The 18,146-nt window shown below is 71.6% G+C and carries 17 protein-coding genes; 7 read left to right on the top strand and 10 right to left on the bottom strand.

Translation table 11 applies throughout. The annotated features are described in order from the left end of the window. Nucleotides 1–4: 4 nt before the first annotated feature. The gene (locus ACFPZN_RS17485; protein ID WP_378283043.1) at nucleotides 5–1,585 is read left to right on the top strand and encodes a benzoate-CoA ligase family protein; all 1,581 of its coding nucleotides are present in this window, start codon (nucleotides 5–7) and stop codon (nucleotides 1,583–1,585) included. After that, nucleotides 1,582–2,772, top strand: coding sequence for an aldehyde dehydrogenase family protein (locus ACFPZN_RS17480; RefSeq protein WP_378283042.1), 1,191 nt, complete (start codon nucleotides 1,582–1,584; stop codon nucleotides 2,770–2,772). The genes ACFPZN_RS17485 and ACFPZN_RS17480 overlap by 4 nt, the downstream gene beginning before the upstream one ends. Before the next feature lie 12 nt (nucleotides 2,773–2,784). Here ACFPZN_RS17480 and ACFPZN_RS17475 read toward each other — a convergent pair whose 3' ends face one another. The 4 genes from ACFPZN_RS17475 to ACFPZN_RS17460 form a co-directional block, all read right to left on the bottom strand. Further along, nucleotides 2,785–3,666, bottom strand: coding sequence for a PaaX family transcriptional regulator (locus ACFPZN_RS17475; RefSeq protein ID WP_378283041.1), 882 nt, complete (start codon nucleotides 3,664–3,666; stop codon nucleotides 2,785–2,787). A 191-nt stretch (nucleotides 3,667–3,857) separates the two neighbouring features. Beyond that, nucleotides 3,858–5,171, bottom strand: coding sequence for an NYN domain-containing protein (locus ACFPZN_RS17470; protein ID WP_378283040.1), 1,314 nt, complete (start codon nucleotides 5,169–5,171; stop codon nucleotides 3,858–3,860). Nucleotides 5,172–5,383: 212 nt separating this feature from the next. Then, the gene (locus ACFPZN_RS17465; RefSeq protein WP_378283039.1) at nucleotides 5,384–5,590 is read right to left on the bottom strand and encodes a hypothetical protein; all 207 of its coding nucleotides are present in this window, start codon (nucleotides 5,588–5,590) and stop codon (nucleotides 5,384–5,386) included. A gap of 11 nt (nucleotides 5,591–5,601) precedes the next feature. After that, nucleotides 5,602–5,784, bottom strand: coding sequence for a hypothetical protein (locus tag ACFPZN_RS17460; RefSeq protein ID WP_378283038.1), 183 nt, complete (start codon nucleotides 5,782–5,784; stop codon nucleotides 5,602–5,604). An 87-nt stretch (nucleotides 5,785–5,871) separates the two neighbouring features. Here ACFPZN_RS17460 and ACFPZN_RS17455 point away from each other — a divergent pair, with 87 nt between their 5' ends. Continuing rightward, the gene (locus ACFPZN_RS17455) at nucleotides 5,872–6,321 is read left to right on the top strand and encodes a MarR family winged helix-turn-helix transcriptional regulator (protein ID WP_378283037.1); all 450 of its coding nucleotides are present in this window, start codon (nucleotides 5,872–5,874) and stop codon (nucleotides 6,319–6,321) included. 71 nt (nucleotides 6,322–6,392) lie between these two features. After that, complete coding sequence (locus ACFPZN_RS17450; protein WP_378283036.1) at nucleotides 6,393–7,127, top strand: class I SAM-dependent methyltransferase; 735 nt, start codon at nucleotides 6,393–6,395, stop codon at nucleotides 7,125–7,127. Nucleotides 7,128–7,210: 83 nt separating this feature from the next. Here ACFPZN_RS17450 and ACFPZN_RS17445 read toward each other — a convergent pair whose 3' ends face one another. Together ACFPZN_RS17445 and ACFPZN_RS17440 are read right to left on the bottom strand one after the other, a co-directional pair. Continuing rightward, the gene (locus ACFPZN_RS17445) at nucleotides 7,211–8,725 is read right to left on the bottom strand and encodes a DUF11 domain-containing protein (RefSeq protein WP_378283035.1); all 1,515 of its coding nucleotides are present in this window, start codon (nucleotides 8,723–8,725) and stop codon (nucleotides 7,211–7,213) included. Between the two features lie 125 nt (nucleotides 8,726–8,850). Further along, entirely contained in the window at nucleotides 8,851–10,494 is a 1,644-nt protein-coding gene (locus ACFPZN_RS17440) for a prenyltransferase/squalene oxidase repeat-containing protein (RefSeq protein WP_378283034.1), read from the bottom strand. Between the two features lie 398 nt (nucleotides 10,495–10,892). Between ACFPZN_RS17440 and ACFPZN_RS17435 the strand changes: the two genes are divergently transcribed. Both ACFPZN_RS17435 and ACFPZN_RS17430 read left to right on the top strand, forming a co-directional pair. Next, nucleotides 10,893–11,096: a hypothetical protein gene (locus tag ACFPZN_RS17435; protein WP_378283033.1), complete on the top strand. Its 204-nt coding sequence runs from the start codon at nucleotides 10,893–10,895 to the stop codon at nucleotides 11,094–11,096. 102 nt (nucleotides 11,097–11,198) lie between these two features. Beyond that, nucleotides 11,199–12,692, top strand: coding sequence for an ABC1 kinase family protein (locus tag ACFPZN_RS17430; RefSeq protein ID WP_378283032.1), 1,494 nt, complete (start codon nucleotides 11,199–11,201; stop codon nucleotides 12,690–12,692). A 93-nt stretch (nucleotides 12,693–12,785) separates the two neighbouring features. On the opposite strand, the gene ACFPZN_RS17425 is transcribed toward ACFPZN_RS17430, so the two are convergent. Continuing rightward, complete coding sequence (locus tag ACFPZN_RS17425) at nucleotides 12,786–12,983, bottom strand: DUF5988 family protein (RefSeq protein WP_378283031.1); 198 nt, start codon at nucleotides 12,981–12,983, stop codon at nucleotides 12,786–12,788. A gap of 317 nt (nucleotides 12,984–13,300) precedes the next feature. On the opposite strand from ACFPZN_RS17425, the gene ACFPZN_RS17420 reads away from it, so the two are divergent. Then, nucleotides 13,301–13,987: a L,D-transpeptidase family protein gene (locus ACFPZN_RS17420; RefSeq protein WP_378283030.1), complete on the top strand. Its 687-nt coding sequence runs from the start codon at nucleotides 13,301–13,303 to the stop codon at nucleotides 13,985–13,987. 17 nt (nucleotides 13,988–14,004) lie between these two features. Here ACFPZN_RS17420 and ACFPZN_RS17415 read toward each other — a convergent pair whose 3' ends face one another. From ACFPZN_RS17415 to ACFPZN_RS17405, 3 genes are all read right to left on the bottom strand, one after another. Then, the gene (locus ACFPZN_RS17415) at nucleotides 14,005–15,279 is read right to left on the bottom strand and encodes an oxygenase MpaB family protein (RefSeq protein ID WP_378283029.1); all 1,275 of its coding nucleotides are present in this window, start codon (nucleotides 15,277–15,279) and stop codon (nucleotides 14,005–14,007) included. Between the two features lie 79 nt (nucleotides 15,280–15,358). Continuing rightward, nucleotides 15,359–16,210, bottom strand: coding sequence for a hypothetical protein (locus tag ACFPZN_RS17410; RefSeq protein WP_378283028.1), 852 nt, complete (start codon nucleotides 16,208–16,210; stop codon nucleotides 15,359–15,361). A 166-nt stretch (nucleotides 16,211–16,376) separates the two neighbouring features. Beyond that, nucleotides 16,377–18,146 (bottom strand): hydroxysqualene dehydroxylase (locus ACFPZN_RS17405; protein ID WP_378283027.1); only part of this gene is annotated, 1,770 nt, incomplete at its 5' end.

Here is an 18,146-nt window from a genome sequence, read left to right as displayed (position 1 = left end):
GCACATGAGCGAACCGTTCAACGCGTGCCGTTACCTGCTCGACCGCCACGTCGACCGCGGCGACGGCGGCCGCGCCGCGCTCACCGGCCCGGGCGGCGACCTCACCTACGCGGAGCTGCACGACCGCGTCCGGCGCACGGCGGCCGGGCTGTGCGGCATCGGGCTGGCGCCCGAGCAGCGGCTGCTGATGTTCATGGCCGACTCCGCGGACTTCGTCACCGTCTTCCTGGCGGCGATGCGGATCGGCGCCGTACCGGTCCCGGTGTCCACGATGACGCGCGCGGACGGCCTGGCCGAGCTGCTGCGCGACTCGCGGGCCACGCTGCTGGCGGTGACCGCGGACTTCGCCGCCACCGCGGCCGAGGCGGCCGCCACCGCCCCCGAGCTGGCCGGGGTCCTGGCCGGTGACGGCGTCTCGATCACGACCGGCCCGCCGGTGCACGCGCTCGCGGACCTCGCCGAGGCCGGCCTTGCCACGGGGGACCCGGCGGGGGAGCCGTACGCCACCACGGCCGACTCGCCCGCGTTCTGGCTCTACACCTCGGGCACCACCGGCACGCCGAAGGCCGCGATGCACCGGCACGGCTCCATCAGGGTGGTGTGCGAGACCTACGGCGAGCAGGTCCTCGGCATCCGTCCCGAGGACCGGTGCCTGTCGGCGGCCAAGGCGTTCTTCGCCTACGGCCTGGGCAACACGGTGCTGTTCCCGCTGGCGGCGGGTGCTTCGACCATCCTGGAGCCCGAGCCGTCCCGGCCGCGGGAACTGGCCGAACGCGCACGGGCCCACGGCGCGACCCTGTTCTTCGCCGGGCCCACGTTCTTCGCGACCATGCTCCGCGCGGACCTGCCCCGCGACGCGCTGGCCGGGACACGGCTGGCCGCCTCGGCCGGCGAACCGCTCCCGGCCGAGCTGTACCGGCGGTGGACCGGGCACTTCGGCATCGATGTCCTCGACGGCATCGGGATGACCGAGATGCTGCACATCTTCCTGTCCAACCGGGAAGGGCGCGTCCGTCCCGGCACCACGGGGCTGCCGGTGCCCGGCTACGAGCTGCGCATCCTGGACGAGGAGGGCCGCGAGGTCGCCGCCGGCACCCCCGGCACCCTGTTCGTGCGGGGCGAGTCCACCGCGACCGGCTACTGGTCGCGCTACGCCGCCTCCCGCCAGGTGTTCCAGGGCGAATGGCTGCGCACCGGCGACACCTACGTCCGGGACGCCGACGGGTACTACACCTGCCTCGGCCGCACCGGCGACATGCTCAAGGCCGGCGGCATCTGGGTCTCGCCCGCCGAGGTGGAGGCCCGGCTGCTGGCGCACGCGGCCGTCGACCAGGCCGCGGTGGTGGCCGCCACCGACGCCGACGGGCTGGAGAAACCGGTCGCCTACGTGGTGGCGGCGCCCGGCGCCCGGGTCACCGAGGAGGAGCTGATCGCGTTCTGCCGGGCCGGGCTGCCCTCGTTCAAGCGGCCGCGGCGGGTGGTGTTCACCGAGCGGCTCCCCACCACCGCGACCGGCAAGATCCGGCGGGTCGAGCTGCGCGCCCTCGCCGCCGCCACGGCCTTCCTCGAGCGGAGAAACCGATGACGCCTGTACTGCGGAGCTTCACCCACGACACCTGGCAGGACGGCGGCGGCCCCGCCCGGCCCCTCCTGGACGCCGCCACCGGCGAGACCGTGGCCCTCCTCCCGGAGACCGGCCCCGACCCCGCCACGATGCTCGGCCACGCCCGCCGGGTCGGCGGGCCGGCGCTGGGCGCGCTCACCTTCACCGAGCGGGCGGCGATCCTCAAGGCGCTGGCCAAGCACCTGTCCGGCCACCTGGAGGAGTTCGCCCAGCTCAGCACCCGCACGGGCGCGACCCGCCGGGACACCGCCGTGGACGTGGACGGCGGCATCGGCACCCTCGCCGTCCACGCGAGCAAGGCGGCGCGCGAACTGCCCGACGCCGCCGTCCTGCCGGACGGCGCGACCGAACCCCTCGGGCGCGGCGGGACGTTCGCCGGACGCCACGTGCTGGTCCCCAGGCAGGGCGTCGCGGTGCAGATCAACGCCTACAACTTCCCCGTCTGGGGCATGCTGGAGAAGTTCGCCCCGGCCTTCCTGGACGCGCTCACCGCCCAGGACACCCTCGCGTTCGTCCCGTCCGCCCTGGCCGACGCCGTGTGCGGCGCGGTCTCCGAGCGGCTGGAGCGGATCGTCGTCGACCCGTGCCGGGACGGCACCGACATGGGCCCGCTGGCCGGCCTGGACCGGCGCGACGAGGTGCGCGCGGCCGTCGCCCGGCTGTCGGCTGAGGCCAAGCTGGTGTGCGGCGACCCCGGCCGGGTCGAGGTCGCGGGCGCCGACCCCGAACGCGGCGCCTCCATCGCACCGATCCTGCTCCGCTGCGACGACCCGTCGACCGCCGCGCCGCACGAGGTGGAGGCGTTCGGGCCGGTCAGCACGCTGCTGCCGTACGACGACCTGGACGAGGTGATCGGCGCCGCGGCCCTGGGCGGCGGCAGCCTGGCGGGCTCGATCGTCACGGCCGACCCGGAGGCGGCGCGGACCCTGGTGCGGGGCCTGGCCCCCTGGCACGGGCGCCTGCTGGTCCTGAACCGGGACGACGCGGCCGAGTCGACCGGGCACGGGGTCGCGATGCCGCAGATGCTGCACGGCGGACCGGGCCGCGCCGGCGGCGGCGAGGAACTGGGCGGCCTGCGCGCACTCGACCACTACCTGCGGCGCACCGCCGTGCAGGGGCACCCCGACTTCCTGGACGGACTGGCCTGAGAACGGCCCCGCTCAGCCTTCGGTGACCAGCTCCGCCCAGCGCGTCCGGGCGGCGTCCTGCCATTGCCGGTGCAGGTCGTTGAAGACGTTGGCGGCGCGGACCCCGATCCAGTGCGGGGGGAGCAGTTCCAGCGGCAGTTGCGGGTCGAGCCGGGGGAAGCGCCGCCACTCGTGCACCAGGCGGATCTGGGCGAGCAGCACCGGGTCGCCCGGGCCCGGGCGGAGCCCGGCGAACTCCCGCACGAAGTCCTCGTAGGCCGCGGCCAGATCGTCCAGGTGCCAGGCCTGCTCCACCATGGCGCGCTCGGATCCGATACCGATGAACGGGCCGCAGAACGACAGCACCGCCGACTCCAGGCCGAGGCCTTCCACCACCTGCTTGGCCTCGGCCTCGCGGGAGGCGTGCGGGCTGATCCACACTCCTGGCACCGGGCTGCCCAGCCCCGCCCACGTGAGCCCGTTGCGGAGCTGGTGGCGCAGCTCGCGCCTGGACTCGGGGACACTGGCCATCAGCACCAGCCAGCGCCCGTCCCACGACTCGCGCTCCCGCCCGAAGGAGTAGATCCGCTCCGCGCCCTCGCTCAGCATCGCCCGCCCCGGGCCGGTCAGGGCCCACCGCACCCGGCGCCCGGCACGCTCGGAGACGATCCAGCCCTTGGCGGCCATCCGGGTCAGCGCCTGCCGGGCCGACTTCTCCTCGACCTCGAGACCGGAGAGCACGTGCAGCAGCGTCGAGGTCCACACCGGCTCGCCGTGCGGCAGCACGTACTCGCCGAACACGCTCAGGAGCAGGGACTGGGCGCTGCTCGAGCCGGCCTGCTGCCGCCGCGTCATCGACGGCGCCGCCGGGCTCCGCTCCTCACCGGGCATGGACGGGGAGAGCTCCTTCCGCACGACAGCACTCCATGCTACAAGATCGCCACGATACGGTGGCCCTCCGTAGCAGGTGGTGTCCGCCACGGCCGGCCCGATGTCCGCGGCGGCCCGAGATCACTCGGAGGCGGGTGCCGCCGGAATTCTCCGGTCACTTTCCCGCATCCGATGATCGGACGAAAAGAGAGAATGTCTTTATCGGTTCGCCGAGGTCATGGGGCGGGCGCGTCCTCCGAGGGCGCCGTCTCGGGTAGCTCCGCCCCGAGCCACGCCTTGACCTCGGCCGTTTCCTGATCCGTCAGCGCTATCTCGTCACCGTCGGCCAAATGGAGGAGGTTGTTCACGAACGCCGCGGCGATCTCCTCCGCGGTCGGCGGCGGCTGGCGGTACAGAGGGCATCCGCCGAAACTGGTGCCCCGGACGACGAACACGGCGACTCCACGGCTCACGTTGAATCCCTGCTCGTGCAGGCGGTCCCGCGCCCAGCTCGTGCACTCGGTCAGATTGAATCTGTGCGAATTGGCGTAGTCGGACAGCGTCCGGTAGATCGGCGGCCACCACTCCTGCGCCAGCCGGGGCAGATTGAGCCTTTCGGCCAGCCGGTCGATGGGCTCGGGAACGGCGAGGTGCTGCGCCGTCGTTCCCGCGGATTCCGGGGCAGTGTGCCGGCGCTGGTTCCACAGTTCGTGCTGCGACAGCTGCAGATCGGGAAGATCGAGGCTCTTCAGCGCCCGGACGAAACTGCCGTGGCCGAACCAGTTGGAGGCGCTGATGACTTCGCCCAGCTGGGCCCGCAGCTGGCCCGCCAGGGTGGCCATGTTCAAGGGGGCGGACGCGCCGTCGTATTCCGCGACCACCAGCGCGCGGAACGATTCGTACGCCTCGCCGTGGTCGGCCGGCGACAGGCCGGCCCGGCCGCCGCCGTCCCCGACATCGCCGTAGTCGACGTCGCCCGCGTCGTCGTCGAAGTCGACCGATTCCCCCTGGACCAGCGCCAGCAGCTGCTGGGTGTTGAGCGTCCGGTCGGCGATCGAGGCGAAGGCCTCGGCCGTGACCACCGAGGACACGATCATGGTGCGCCGGTCGGCGCTGCGCAGCCGCTGCAGCAGCGGCGTCATATCGGAATCGCCGGAGGCGATGACGAACTCGTCGTAACCGGTGCCGGCCGAAAGGGCGTCGAGCGCGTCCATGACGATCCTGATGTCGGCGCCGTTCTTCGTCGAACTGTAACGCGGGCAGTCGACCACCTCGAAGCCCGCGCGGACGAACGCCGTTCTGAACTGGGAGAAATAAAGCCGGGTCGACTCGCCCGCGGAATCGCGGTGGTTCATCGCTCCGGCCGGATTCAGATAACAGCGAAGGATCAGCCAGCGTCGCGCGTCGCCGTCGGTGAGGGGCGTCGCCAGCCGGCGGAGCCACGTCCCCGGACTGCTGGCGAACTGAATGGCCACCTCCGGATCCAGCTTGAAAAGCCCGCTGAAGACATTATCGAAGTCCAGATAGAGTGCGGACCGAATGTGCCCCATGGAGAGAAGATACCCCATGGGCCATCGCGGAAATCAACTGCGCGCGTCCGTATCCGGCCCGGCCCGCGAAAAGCGCGCGGCGATCGTAGATCACCCCGATCCGCGCGTTCGGGCGGAGGGCTGATCGATTCCGGCTGTTCCGCGCGCGAGTTCTCGCAGGTTGAGCGACCTGCCCTCGCGTCCCGCCCTCGGGAGAAGGCCGTTCGTCCCGCTCAGAACGTGATGACGGCGAACAGGATTCCGCCGATGACGTGGGCCAGGACGGTCACCGCCGCGACGGCGATGAGCACGTTCCTGGCCGTGGGGTGATCGAACTGGGAGCCCGGCCGGGTGCGCTGGGCCGAGCGGTGCAGCGCCTCCTGCTCCCTCTGCTCCAGGGACGGCAGGAAGGACGGTCGTCTGATGACGGGCATGGGCATGCCGGATCTCCTCAGTGCGCCAGGACGGCCAGCAGGACGCCGCCGACGACGTGTGCGGCGACGGTCACCGCCACGAGCGTGATGAACAGGTACTTGGCGGTGGGGTGGCCGAACTGGCCGCCCCGGTCCCGTCCCGGTGGGAGCTCGGCCTGCCGCCGGGCGATGCGCTCCTCCAACGGGGGTCTGCGGAACATGGCGCCTCCGTTGCCTCACCAATGGTTGGCCCACAAATCATTGCCGTACTATCTTTATAGCGCAGGGGCAATCCGGATGGAGGATCGGTGGCCGGTGATCTGAGCGACGTTCCCAACCCGCTCGCGCTGGAGAACCAGGTGTGCTTCGCCCTGGTGGTGGCCTCGCGCACCGTGCTCGCGCACTACCGGCCGATCCTGGAGCCCATGGGCCTGACGCATCCGCAGTACCTGGTGATGCTGGCGCTCTGGGAGCACCGGCAGCTGTCGGTCAAGGAGCTCAGTGACCTGCTCCAGCTCGATCCGGGCACGCTGTCCCCGCTGCTCAAACGCCTGGAGGCCGCGGATCTCATCCGGCGCGAGCGCGACAGGCGCGACGAGCGGCTGCTGGCCGTCACCGTCACGCCCGCCGGCCGGGCCCTGCGCGAGCAGGCCGAGAAGATCCCCGCCACCATCATGGAACGCCTCGGCATGAGCCTGGACGAGCTCCAGGACCTGCACCGCACGCTCACCCGCGTCATCGCCGCCGCGACCCCCTAGAGCGGAAGCGACAGGGAAAACCGCCCTTCGATGACCGAGGGGACGGGACTTGACCTCATATACTACTCCACGTGATCGATTCATCACCCTTCGGGTTCGGCGACCCCCTCGCCACGCGCTACACGGAAATCGAACGCGTGGTGTCCCCCTACCGCGAACAAGTGGAGTACCCCTCACTGATGCGAGCCCTCGGTCAGGTGCGGGGAGCATCGGCACTCGACCTCGGGTGCGGCTTCGGACCCTTCACCCGGTTGCTGCGCCGGCAGGGTGCGGCCCAGGTGCTGGGGGTGGACGCCTCCAGCGAAGCGGTTCAGGCCGCCCGGCGGCTCGAGCGGCAACACCCGATCGGCGTGCGCTACCAGGTCCACGACATCGCGGCCCTGCCGCTGCTGGGCACGTTCGACGTCATCACCGCCGCCAACGTCCTGCACTACGCCGACCGGCGCGAGACCTTGAGGCGCATGTGCGAGTGCGCCTTCACCAACCTCGCCCCGGGAGGCCGCCTCCTCGCCCTGGTGGCCAATCCGTACCTGCGGCCGGGGGAACCGCAGTTCAACGGGTTCGTTCTGCACCGCCCCGCACAGCCGCCGGACGGGTACGCCTTCGACGTCACGCTCCCCGTCACCCCGCCGGTGAAGCTGACCGTCCACCACTGGAGCTGCGAGGCCTACGAGGAGGTGCTGGGCGAGTGCGGGTTCACCGATCTGACCTGGGAACCGATGGTGGGCCTCCCCGAGGACGGCCCTCACAGGCCGGTCAGCCTCCTGATCGGCGCGCACCGTCCCCTCGGCCGGCCCGACCGGTGACGAACGGCGGCGACTGAGCCCGCTTCGCGGACCACCTCGGCCCTGAGCGCCGTTCAGGGCCGAGGTGACCGTGTCCCTCCACCTCAGGGCTGCTCGGTCAGCTCGGTGAGCTGCCGGCTGAGCTCGCTGACCTGCCAGGTCAGCTCCCTGATGAGCCGCTTGTGGTGCTTGCGCTTCTTGCGCTTCTTCCCGGACGGCAGGAAGGACAGGGAGATGTCCGGCGGGCCCGCCAGGTGGGCGCCCGGCTGCGCCCACCGATCCTCCCGGCCTTCGCGGGAGCAGCCGGGCCAGGGGGCGTCCGCGCTCGTCAGGGCCGCGACGCAGGTGGCCTGGCCGGGGTGGTCCTGACCGGCCGGCACGAGCACCAGACGGAACGCGCCGCCCGACTTCAGCTGATCGGCGACGCAGACGCCTTCCGGATCTGTGGTGCACACGGCGGGGGCCGGCGTCTCGGCACCGCCCTCCTCGGGGAGGGCGTCGGGGAGGTCGGCGGCCTCGTCGGGAGTCTCCACAAGGGGCTCGACGGCCGCCGTCTCGACGGCGGCGGTGTCGGAGATGGAGGTCAGCTGCTCGACGGCCTCTCCGGCGGTGTTGTCGTAGGTGGCGGTGGCCTGGTGGGCGGGCGTGCCGCCGGCGCCGTCGCGTTCGACGCGGATCTGGAACTCCACGGTGACACCGTCGGGCAGGTCGACCGTGGAGGGCAGGGCGCCGCCAAGGTCGGCGGTGGCGTCCAGCCCGACCGGCAGGGTGAGCAGGTGGCTCTCCGGGTCGTAGCGGCCGGCGGCTCCGTCGCCGGGTCCGCCGGTGACCTTCAGCGAGCCGGGCACAAAGCTCGTGCCCGGCGGGACGGCCTCGCGCAGGATCAGGTTCTCGGCCGGGACGCCGCCGTGGTTCTTCAGGTTGACGGTGCAGGTGATGGTGTCCCCGACACCGGCGCCGGTCAGCGGTTCGGCGGTCGCGGTCACCACCACGCACGGCGCCGTCCCGAACACGACGTCGTCCAGGAAGTTGCCGACGGTGGGATCGCCGGTGGCCGTGGCACCGGCCTCGAAGGCGAACCGGGTCACCGTCTGGCCCCTGGGCACCGTGTAGGCGCCGGTGTGCCGGCCCCACGCGGCGGTGCCGTCGGTGAAGGTCCAGGTCTTGTTGGGCCTGGATCCCGGCCGCCCGATCTTCAGCGACATCGTGTCGTCGCCGCTGCGGCCGCGGTGGCGCAGGCTCCAGTACAGCGTGGTGCCGGGCGTGGTCTCCAGGTCCTGGTACAGCGTGGAGGACTCGTTGGCGTTGAGCTCGGCGAACTGCTCGCCGTGCGCGGCCTCCGTGCCGCTGCGCCGGTGCCAGATCTCGATGAGGCGGTCGGACGCGGTGGTCTGCCAGCCGGGCACCGACCTGGCGCCGGGCTGGGAGGCGTCCGGCACCCGGTTCTCGATGCCGCTGGTGACCCTGGGCTCTTCGAAGCTGCCGTTGACGAGGGCGACCTGCGTGGGGACGTCCTGCGGCGCGGGGGACTGCGGTGCCGGGCCGCCGATCGGCTCGCCGGCGGGGAGGGAGGGCAGGAGGGCGGCGACCACGGCAGGGTCGGCGTCATGGGGGGTCATGTGATCCTTTCAGCCGTGTGGGGGAGACCACCCATCCCTATCATGACCCAGAGTAATGGAGATATGGCTAAGGGTGATTGACAGATCTCCCGGTCGAGGGTCCTTGCCGCCGGACGGCGCGGGCCTCACGCGAGTGATGCCGTCCTCGTCGCATCGTGGGCCCGATCACCGGGCTGCGGACGGGTGCGGAGCCGGTGCCTCGCCGCCACGATCACCGCGTCGATGATGGCGGTGGGGGCGCACAGCTCCTTGCCGCGCCACAGCGGCGGGTGGTCGCCGCCCGCGGAGGTGAGGCGCTGCAGGGCGGTCGCGCCCCGCACGAGCGGCGCCGGGGACACGTGGTGAGGCGCCGCCATGATGGTCTGCAGGGCACAGGCGGTCTCTTCGGCCGTTCCGTTCCAGATGCCCCAGGAGCCGTCGGGGCGCTGGGTGCTGTGGACCCATTGGACCGCGCGGGCCACGGCGGCGTTCCCGCTGGCGTCGCCGTAGCGTCCCAGGGCGACGGCGGCGCAGTGGGTGGCGTAGTAGGGCGAGGCGTGCCAGGGGTCGTCCCAGTGCCCGTCACGGTTCTGGCGGCTGTACAGCCACCGGGCGACCTTGGCGATGGTCGGCGCGTACCGCGGGCGCTGCTGCGGGTGGAGCGCGATGTGCGACCCGACCGCCTCCAGGACGTGGGCGTTCGTGACGGTCGACGGCAGGGGCTCGCCAGGCCAGCGCTGGAAATGGGTCGCGGTCTCGAACCCCTCCAGAAGTTCGAGGGGGGTGCGCGCATGGAGCGCGTTGAGCGCGTACAGCATGGTGCTGGTGGTCTCGCAGTCGCCGGGCAGCCCGAGAGCCAGACCGGTGGCGCCGCGGGCGATCGACCGCCGCAGCGCGTCGCGCACGGTCGGAGGTACGGCCCCGGCCAGGCCACCGCGGGCCAGCGCCGCCACCACCTGGGCCTGGTCGAACTCGGCGGCCGTCCACAGGCTGGAGACGGGGCCGCCGTGCCGGCGGGCGACGTGGTCGAGACGGTGCGCGCAGCGCGGGGCGCGGGCGTCACCGCCCCGGCGGGCGATCCACGCGGCGGTGGCCGCCGGTGAGCCGGCGACCAGCCCGTCGCCCGGGGACGGGAGGTGCACGCCGTCGCCCATCTCACCGGACGCCTCCAGGAGGTGGCCGGCCATGGCCTGCGTTCCGGGGATCCGGGGAGGCGCCGCCTGCCTCGGGGCGGGCGTCGTGGAAGCAGGGTCCGGGTGCGGTGCGGGCAGCGGAGGCTGGCGCCTGAGGCGCCGGTGCGCGGCCTGGGGGCGGTCGCAACGGCACAGGCGCCGGTTGATCTCGCCGATCAGGTACGGCACGAGGGTGTCGGCCCCCAGGGTGTCGGGCAGGCGCGCGGACGCGGAGCCGCCGAGCAGGTGGTGGAGCGCCTGAAGCCCTCGCTCGGCGGCCGTCGCCAGGAGGTCGGCGGCATCGGTCCGCCTCTCGGCGCGGATGGACGGCCGGTCCTGGGCGCAGGCCAGACGCAGGAGCGCCTCGGTGGCGCTGAGCGTGGGGACCAGCGCGTAGAGCCCGGGACCGCCCCAGGTGCCGTCCCGCTGCTGCCGGGCCATCAGGTAGTCGATCCGCGCGTGATGGCCCCACAGCCACGGTGCCAGGCGCACCAGGCGGGCCGTCTCGTAGATCGACAGGGACAGGTGCCCGCCCGGGCCGGAGGTGATCCGGGCGAGCAGCCGGTCGGCGCCGATGGCCCCGGCCGGCGGGTTCCAGGCCGACACGGCGGCGCTCACCACACTCCTCGACCACGTCGCACCGTCTCGGTGCACGGCCCGGGACGCACGGGCCGTGACGCGCGTTCGCGCCGACCCTAGCCCGGGCCGCTCTCCCCGGGCAGTCCATTGGACGCTGTCCGATAGGACAACTGTTCATGGCTTCCGGAGACTCAGTCTAAAAACGCTGATACCGGACCTTTCGATTAAATGGGGCGCTCGAGTCGGCGGCGTACCGGCCTTTGCGGTCTTCCCTTTTTTGGGATCCAGCTGACGCTCACTTTCCGGGTCATTGACAATCGAGGGTGAATCACATGCATACTCCTTTGCGAAAGCACGCGACGGTGGGCGGGGATCCGCGAAAAGGTGATCTCTGTGTCCCGAAGTCAAGATCCGTACCATCCCCGGAAGGTGGCATCATGGCCAGAAGGTCCGTCTTCGACGACATGATCGTGCGCGGCGAGAAACTCGGCAAGGCGAATTCCAGGGCGCTGCGCAAGAGCCTGAGGGTCAAGAAGAAGAAGGGCGGGAAGAAGCGGGCGAAGCGTAACGAGCGCCACATCCGGGAACTGGCCGGGCAGGTCGCCGCGCTCAGCCACCAGATCTCCGAGTTGCGGAAGTAGCCAGTCAACGAAGACCGCACCGATGTCGGCTGACGAGCCGGCCCGGGCAACGGGTGGGGAGAGCGCGTGCCCGCAGGCAGGGCCGGCCGTACAGCCAAGATAGTGTCCCGGACGGTCGCCGCCGAGGCGGCCCGCGGCTTCCGGGCGCGCCTCGGCGCGCCCCAGGGTTCCAGTGAACTGCGCCAGCAGGAGCGGGCGAAGGCCATCCGGTCGATGCTGGAGGACCTGGGGCCGATCTACATAAAATTCGGGCAGATGATGGCGACCCGGCCCGATTTCGTCCCGCCCTACGTGATGGACGAACTCGCCAATCTCAACGACTGGGCGCGCGTCGAGCCCTTCTCGGTGTTCGAGCCGGTGATCGAGGCTGAATTCGGACCGCACTGGCGGTCGCGCTTCCGCCAGATCCACACCGCGGAGCCGCTCGGCGCCGCCTCGGTCGCCCAGGTCTACCGCGCCGTCTGGTCCGACGGGCGGCCCTGCGTGCTCAAGGTGCAGCGCCCCGGCAGCTCCGCGGCGATGCTGGGCGACATGGCGGTGCTCCGCAAGATCGCGGGCCTCGTGCACAAGGCCGCCCCGCACTTCTGCGAGGTCGTCGACATCAAGTCGATGCTCGAGGTGCTGTTCACCGCCATGGAGTCCGAGGTGGACTTCACCCGCGAGGCCCGCAACATGAAGGACGCGCGCAAGGCCGCCAAGCGGTTCAAGAGGCTGAAGATCCCCAAGGTCATCGACGCGGCGCCCCGGGTCCTGGTGCAGACGCTCGTCGACGGGACCGCGGTCAACCGGCTCAAGGACGACGAGCTGTCGGACGGCCAGCGCAAGAAGATCGCCTATGACCTGATCGGCTTCATGTACCGCGGGTTCTTCGTCGACCGCGCCTTCCACGCGGACCCGCACCCGGGCAACATCCTCGTCGACGGCGACGGACGGGCGCATCTGATCGACTGGGGGATGTACGGCAAGATCGACCGGACCACGAGCCTGACCATGCTCAGCTCCGTCCTGGCGGTCGGCCGCGGCGACGGGGCGACCATGGCGAGGAACTGGATCAGGATCGGCGCGCTGACGCCGTGGAGCGACAGCGCGCGCTTCGTCAACGACGTGTCCCAGACCATTCCCTACTGGGCGAACGCGTCGCTGAGCGATCTGAATTTCGGGGTGGCCCTGATGTCGCTCGCCCGCTTCGCCACGGAGCGGGGAATCCAGGTCAGTCCCGTCATCTCGTTGCTGGGCAAGTCGATGGGGAACATCGAGGGCTCGGTGCGGTGCATCTATCCCAAGCTCAAACTCGATAAAGCGCTGCAGAAGATCATGCAGGACATCATCCAGGACCTCCTGAAAGACGTGTTCAGCGGTGACCAGGGCATCCAGATGCTGCTCGACCTGCTCTACTCGTTGAACACCTCTCCGGGGCAGCTGCAGAGCGTCCTCGGCGACGTGACCAACCGCCAGATCGGCATCAACGCCCGGACCAATCTGGGCGACCCGGTCAGGCCAGGGCAGAAGCAGCGCCTCCACCACACCCTTCCCCTGCGCTCCACGGTCACCGCGGCGGCGGCCGAAGCCCTCATCAGGCGAACCCTGGGCAACTGAACTCCGCCGAGGCTCCGGACGCGTGTGCGGGTGGCCCGGGGCCGGCCGGGTGCGTTCGCGCGCCTCCCCCGCCGTCCCCGGGCCGGGCCTCCGCTACTCGGCGATCGCGGTGCGGTACGACCAGCGGTAGACCTGCAGCTCGCGGCCGTCACGGGTCTTGTGGGCGGGGGTGGCTTCAAAGTGCTCGTAGCCGTTCAGCCGGTGGACGACGACCTTCGGGGCGTCGCGTTGGGTGAGTACGTACCGCTGCGGGAGGTCGGCCGGACCTCCCTCGAGAACCACTTCGTGCATCGGGGCGATTCCATCGTGGCGAGACGGTGGCATGGCGTGTCCCCTCTGTCAGGCCGGGCTGACGACGTGTCGCAGCGCGCCGGATCAACTACAGTCCGTAATAATTCAGGGTGCCGTCATGTTCCGTAAAGGCGCCGGCGAGGACCACCACGATGGCGCCGCCGACAGCCCGGGATATCGGTGGCGCCGCCCCAGGAACCGCTCGACGACCCGCTCGACGACGACATTCGCGGCACGATGATCAGGGGGTACGGCAGATGGCCGTTCGAGCCCGAAGGCTCCGGGGAAGGCTGCTCCCGGCCGCGTGCACTGCGGCGATGCTGGCCGCGGCGGTCGTCCACGCCCCGCGCGCCTCCGCCAGGGAGCCCGCTGGGGAGCACCCGTGCCGGTCGCTCAACCTCGGGGAGTCGCGCTACCGGCCGGGCAGCGCGCGGCACGTCGTCTTCGCCGTCGCCGACGGCTACGGGACCGCCGAGGTGGCCATCACCGAGTGCGCCAGGATCGGCCCCTTCTGGCGGACCGTCCTGAGCACCTCCGGGCACGTCGGCAGGAACGGTTTCGCCGAGCCGGGCGCCAAGCGGGAGGGGGACGGCAAATCGCCCACCGGTTCGTACAGCATGACCGAGGCGTTCGGTGAGGGAGACCCCCGCACCCGCCTTCCGTACCGGACGCTGCGGGAGAGCGGCGACTGCTGGGGCTCCACCATCGGCGACGACCGCTACAACCGCTACTACCGGGGCACCTGCCTGCCCGCCGACGAGAACCTCTCGCAGTACATGAAGGATGGCCCGTACAGGCAGGCCGTGGTGATCGACCACAACAGGCCGCCGGAGTCGCCGATCGTCCACGGGCACGGATCGGCGATCTTCATGCACATCGGCACGGGCATTCCGACCTCGGGCTGCGTCTCGCTGGCCCGGCCCGAACTGGAAGCCCTCATGAGGACGCTGCGCCCGCACGACCGCATCATCATGGGCCCGCGCGAGGCCCTGTTCCGCCGGTGACCGGACCGGGCGCGGGCTCAGAGGGCTCCGGGGTCGGCGGCGGCGCGTTCGACGGTTCCGCCGCCCCGGGACGGGTGGAGGGCGTCGTGGCGGCGGTGGGTCACGTCGCCGTGCTGCTCGCGGATCATGCGGCGGGCCAGGGCGACGCGCCCGCGGTGCCCGAGGCGTTCGCTCAGCCGGGTGGCGCCGGGGATCGCACCGCGGAGCGTCTCCACGGCGAACACGACGGCGGAGACCGTGGCGACGGCGGCCTGGTAGCGCCTGTTGTCGGGGGCTCCGAGGAAGTCCGCGTTGCGCTTGCCGAGGATCAACCGGCTGTAGGACATCAGGTACGTGGTCAGGACGCGGCGGGCGACGGGCGACCGTTTCAAGGCGGGCGGCAGCAGCAACGGAGCGGCGGCGTTCATCAACGAGTCGGCGAGCGACTGGGAATCCTGGTCGGGCATGTACTCGGTGGCGGCCTCCAGCCACAGCAACCGCCAGGCGTCGGCCTCGGTGGCGGGCAACAGATCGGGGTGGACGCCCATGAGATGCCCCACGTACCGCCACAGGTGCAGGACGGCGGCACGGTCGGCGCGGGAGAACCTCAACCCGAGAGCGCGCGAGGCCAGCAGCATGACCAGCGAGAACAGCAGCAGGGTTCCGGTGAGCTGGATCTGGTTGATCGGGGAGTCCCAGGCGTCGTGGTCCCAGTCGTCGCGGTCGTGCATTGCCGCTCTGACCTGGGCGTGCATGACGCGGACGCGCAAGGTGTTCGTGAAACCGGCCTGGAAGCGCCCCATGCCGCCGGGCGTGGTCACGTCCACCCACCAGCTCGCCGTCTCGGCCAGCCGCCGCGGCGCCATGGTGTTCAGGTCACCGGTGCGCACGAGGGTCTTGTTGGCGCGCGACGCCAGGTAGCCGCCGTACAGGGACGCGCACGGCATGACCATCGTCAGCCCGAGCAGGCCGGTGCGGCAGACGGCGCGGGCGCCGCGGTCGAGCAGGTCGGGGTCCACCCAGTAGGGGACGGCGTCCACCTCGGCGAACAGCTCCACCAGCTCGCGCGGCGGGTCGTCGATGCCGTCCCGCAGCGCGCGTTCGAAGAGCCGGCGTCCGCTCCGGCCGGGCATCCTGGCGATCATTTCGGCGACCGCGGCGGCGAGCGGATCGCCGGCGTGGGCGAACGAGCGGAAGGCCGCCAGCTGCGAAGGGGGCGCGCGGATGTCACCGGGGGCCAGCAGCCGCAGCGTGAGGTTCCACGGCGGCCTGGTCATCCAGCCGGGATGGGCGAGACGTTCTTCGCGGGACATGCCTTCCTCCAAACGTGTACCGCCAGAGCGCGGTCGTGTGCGGTCGGGGCGCGCCGGCGGGCAACGCGGTGGGGCGCGGTCATGGCCGCCGGTGCGGGTCGGTGAGCAGGCGGGGGCGGCGCAGGGCGGGGTGTTCGTGGTGCGGGACGGCGGCGACGGTCAGGACCAGCAGTGCGAGACCGGCCGCGATGTACGCCCTGTGCTCCTCCGGCCAGGGGTGCCGGTAGAGGACGGTGGACAGCAGGAGGAGGTAGGTCTTGGCCGTCGCGGTGGCGACCAGGCCGATGATGACCAGGCGGCTGCGTTGCAGCGCGATCTGGAGTTGCCCGAGGGCGAGCGGCGTGGTGATGGCGAACACATAGAGATAGGGGGCGGTGAGCAGGGCGCGCGGGTCTGAGACGAGGTCGGCCGCTCCTTCGAGCATGAGCTCGGCGGTTCCGGTGAGCAGGCCCACGTTGATGGCCAGCGCGACCCCGGTCAGCGGCCTGGCGTGCGCGCCCTTGCGGGACAGGTCGCACGCCAGGAACGCGGCGAACGGCACCAGCAGCGACGGCAGCGCGACGGCGACGACCAGGGGCGCCGGCACGGCGTCCCCCGCGCCGGCCCCCGCCTCTGCGGCCGTCCCCGCCGCGGTGGTGGCGGGAGCGCCGCCGGCGGCCTCGCTGAAGAGCGCGACCGCGGCGGCCAGGAGCGTGACGCAGCCCCATTCGCGGAGGGTGAGCCGCTCGCCCATGATCGGCACGGCGAGGACGAACAGCAGCACCAGCCCGGCCAGGAACATGGACTGGGCCTGGACGGGGGAGAGGCCGGTGAGCGCGGCGGTCTGGACGCCGGCGCCGACGGCGAGGACGGCGGCTCCGGCGATCCAGGCACGGCTGCCGAGCAGGGTGCGGGCCAGCTGCCAGGGGCGGTTTCCGGCGAGGTCGGGCATGTCGGCGGCGGCGAGCTTGAAGGAGAACTGCCCGCCGAAGTAGATGGCGGTCGACAGTGCGGCCAGGGCCTGGAAATGCAGCGACAGAGCCGCGCGGTCGGGGTCGTGCGGCTCGACGCCGGTCAGAGCCGGGCGGTCAGGGGCGGGCGGTCGGGAGGATCGGCGGTCAGGACGGCTTCACCGGGTCCCACAGGTCGAAGAAGTTGGCCTCGCCGCGGTCGAAGCGGCGGTCGTCCTCCTCGTAGAAGCCCTTGAACTCGTTGGGCAGGTAGAGCTTCTTGAGGGTGGCGCGGCTGCCGCCGACGCCGGCGGCGTCCAGGATGGCGTTGGCGGCCTTGCGCCCGGCCTCGTTGGCGGCCTCCATGGTCGCCAGGTTGATGTCGGCGCGGACGTAGTCGGAGGCCAGGAACAGGTTGGGCAGCGCCGTGATGGACTCGGGGCGGTAGTTCCACGACCTGGGCCTGTTGATGAGCAGCGGCTCGTCGTTGGCGACCTGCGGGGTGCCGTTGCCGGTGATGGCCGGGTCGAGGAAGTAGGAGTGGATGTTGGCGTCGTTCAGCACGACCGGGCCCCACGGGATGGCCTTGCGCAGCTGGGCGACGACCTCCTTGAAGATCTGCTCGGTCGTGCACTCGCGCGCGGGCTTGCCGTAGAGGATGCCGGGCACGTCCCAGGCGGAGATGTCGATCGAGAGGCACTCGTTGACGTCGCCCTTGCCGTAGGTCGTGCCGAACTTCTTCTTCCAGAACTGGGCCTGGCTGATCGAGGTGAGCGCCCAGGGCTGGCCGGCGTAGGCGACGTGCCCGCGGGCCAGGTTGATCGGCTGCCGCAGGTAGATCATCAGGCCGTTCATCCAGTCGGTCGTCAGCTCGCGCAGCGACCTCAGGGAGGGGTCGGCCGCCAGCACGTTGTCATTGAGCAGCGGGACGGCGCGCTCGACCGGGACCGCCAGCACGTAGTGGTCGGCCTCGATGGCGCCGTTGCCGCCGGCGCCGCTGACCTGCGCCCCGGTGATGCGCCTGTCGGCGACCGAGAGCCCGGTGAGCGCGGCGTCACCCTGGAAGATCACCCCGAGCGAGCGCAGGTGGTTCATCCAGGGGTCGATGAGCGCCTCGTTGGTGGGGGCGTTCAGGAGGCGGTCGGGGGCCTTGTAGCCGCCCAGGCCCAGCGTGCTGTAGACCCAGGCCTCGGCCATCAGGCCCATGGTGTGGGCGTTGGCCTTGTCGGGCTTGGCCGCGACCAGGGTGCCGGTGAACATGTCGACCAGCAGCTCGCGGTAGCCCTTGGACATCTTCGCGGAGTTGACGAACTCGGCGAAGCTGAGGTTCTCCCACTGCTTGAGCCGCCGCTTGGGGCCGCTGGTGACGAACGCGATCATCTTCTGCAGGAAGTAGCCGACCTCCCAGGCGGGGACGGTCCCGATCACGTTGATCGCGGTGTTGAGGAAGGCCAGCAGCGACTCGGGGCTGAGGGTGCCCTCGATGCTGCCGGCGGCGGGCAGGGTGAACTTGGTGCCGTTGTAGAAGGCGGCGACCTCCTTGCCGTCGACCAGGTTCCCGGCGGCGTTCCCGCCACCGGGCAGCGGGATGCGGCTCATGGTCTCGGGCAGGTTCTGGTAGAAGCCGGGGAAGAACCGGAAGCCGTGCTCGGCGGGCAGGTCCTGGCGGCCGCCCGACCCGCTGTTGGGCACGGGCATGCTGCGGCACTTGCCGCCCCAGGCCTTGCGCTCGTAGACCGTGACCTGGAAGCCGCGCTCGACCAGTTCGTGGGCGACGGTCAGGCCGCCCATGCCGCCGCCGAACACCGCCACCCGGCGGCCGGCGGCGAACCTGCGGGTGCGGCCGGCGCGGGGGGCGGTCGCCGGAGTGGCGGCCGCCGCCTGGCCGCCGCCCGGGCCGGCCGCCGCGGCGATCGCTCCGGCGGCGGCGACGGCGCC

This window comes from Actinomadura rugatobispora (assembly GCF_042656285.1).
In the GTDB taxonomy this organism is placed as follows: domain Bacteria; phylum Actinomycetota; class Actinomycetes; order Streptosporangiales; family Streptosporangiaceae; genus Spirillospora; species Spirillospora rugatobispora.
Note: the sequence above shows the minus strand (reverse complement) of the source record. Positions and strands in the feature narration are given on the sequence as shown.

Coding starts and splice junctions, on each gene's coding strand:
- ACFPZN_RS17485 (WP_378283043.1), top strand. CDS start 5: ATGAGCGAACCGTTCAACGCGTGCCGTTACCTGCTCGACCGCCACGTC.
- ACFPZN_RS17480 (WP_378283042.1), top strand. CDS start 1,582: ATGACGCCTGTACTGCGGAGCTTCACCCACGACACCTGGCAGGACGGC.
- ACFPZN_RS17470 (WP_378283040.1), bottom strand. CDS start 5,171: ATGGGGCACATTCGGTCCGCACTCTATCTGGACTTCGATAATGTCTTC.
- ACFPZN_RS17465 (WP_378283039.1), bottom strand. CDS start 5,590: ATGCCCATGCCCGTCATCAGACGACCGTCCTTCCTGCCGTCCCTGGAG.
- ACFPZN_RS17460 (WP_378283038.1), bottom strand. CDS start 5,784: ATGTTCCGCAGACCCCCGTTGGAGGAGCGCATCGCCCGGCGGCAGGCC.
- ACFPZN_RS17445 (WP_378283035.1), bottom strand. CDS start 8,725: ATGACCCCCCATGACGCCGACCCTGCCGTGGTCGCCGCCCTCCTGCCC.
- ACFPZN_RS17435 (WP_378283033.1), top strand. CDS start 10,893: ATGGCCAGAAGGTCCGTCTTCGACGACATGATCGTGCGCGGCGAGAAA.
- ACFPZN_RS17425 (WP_378283031.1), bottom strand. CDS start 12,983: ATGCACGAAGTGGTTCTCGAGGGAGGTCCGGCCGACCTCCCGCAGCGG.
- ACFPZN_RS17420 (WP_378283030.1), top strand. CDS start 13,301: ATGCTGGCCGCGGCGGTCGTCCACGCCCCGCGCGCCTCCGCCAGGGAG.
- ACFPZN_RS17415 (WP_378283029.1), bottom strand. CDS start 15,279: ATGTCCCGCGAAGAACGTCTCGCCCATCCCGGCTGGATGACCAGGCCG.
- ACFPZN_RS17410 (WP_378283028.1), bottom strand. CDS start 16,210: ATGCCCGACCTCGCCGGAAACCGCCCCTGGCAGCTGGCCCGCACCCTG.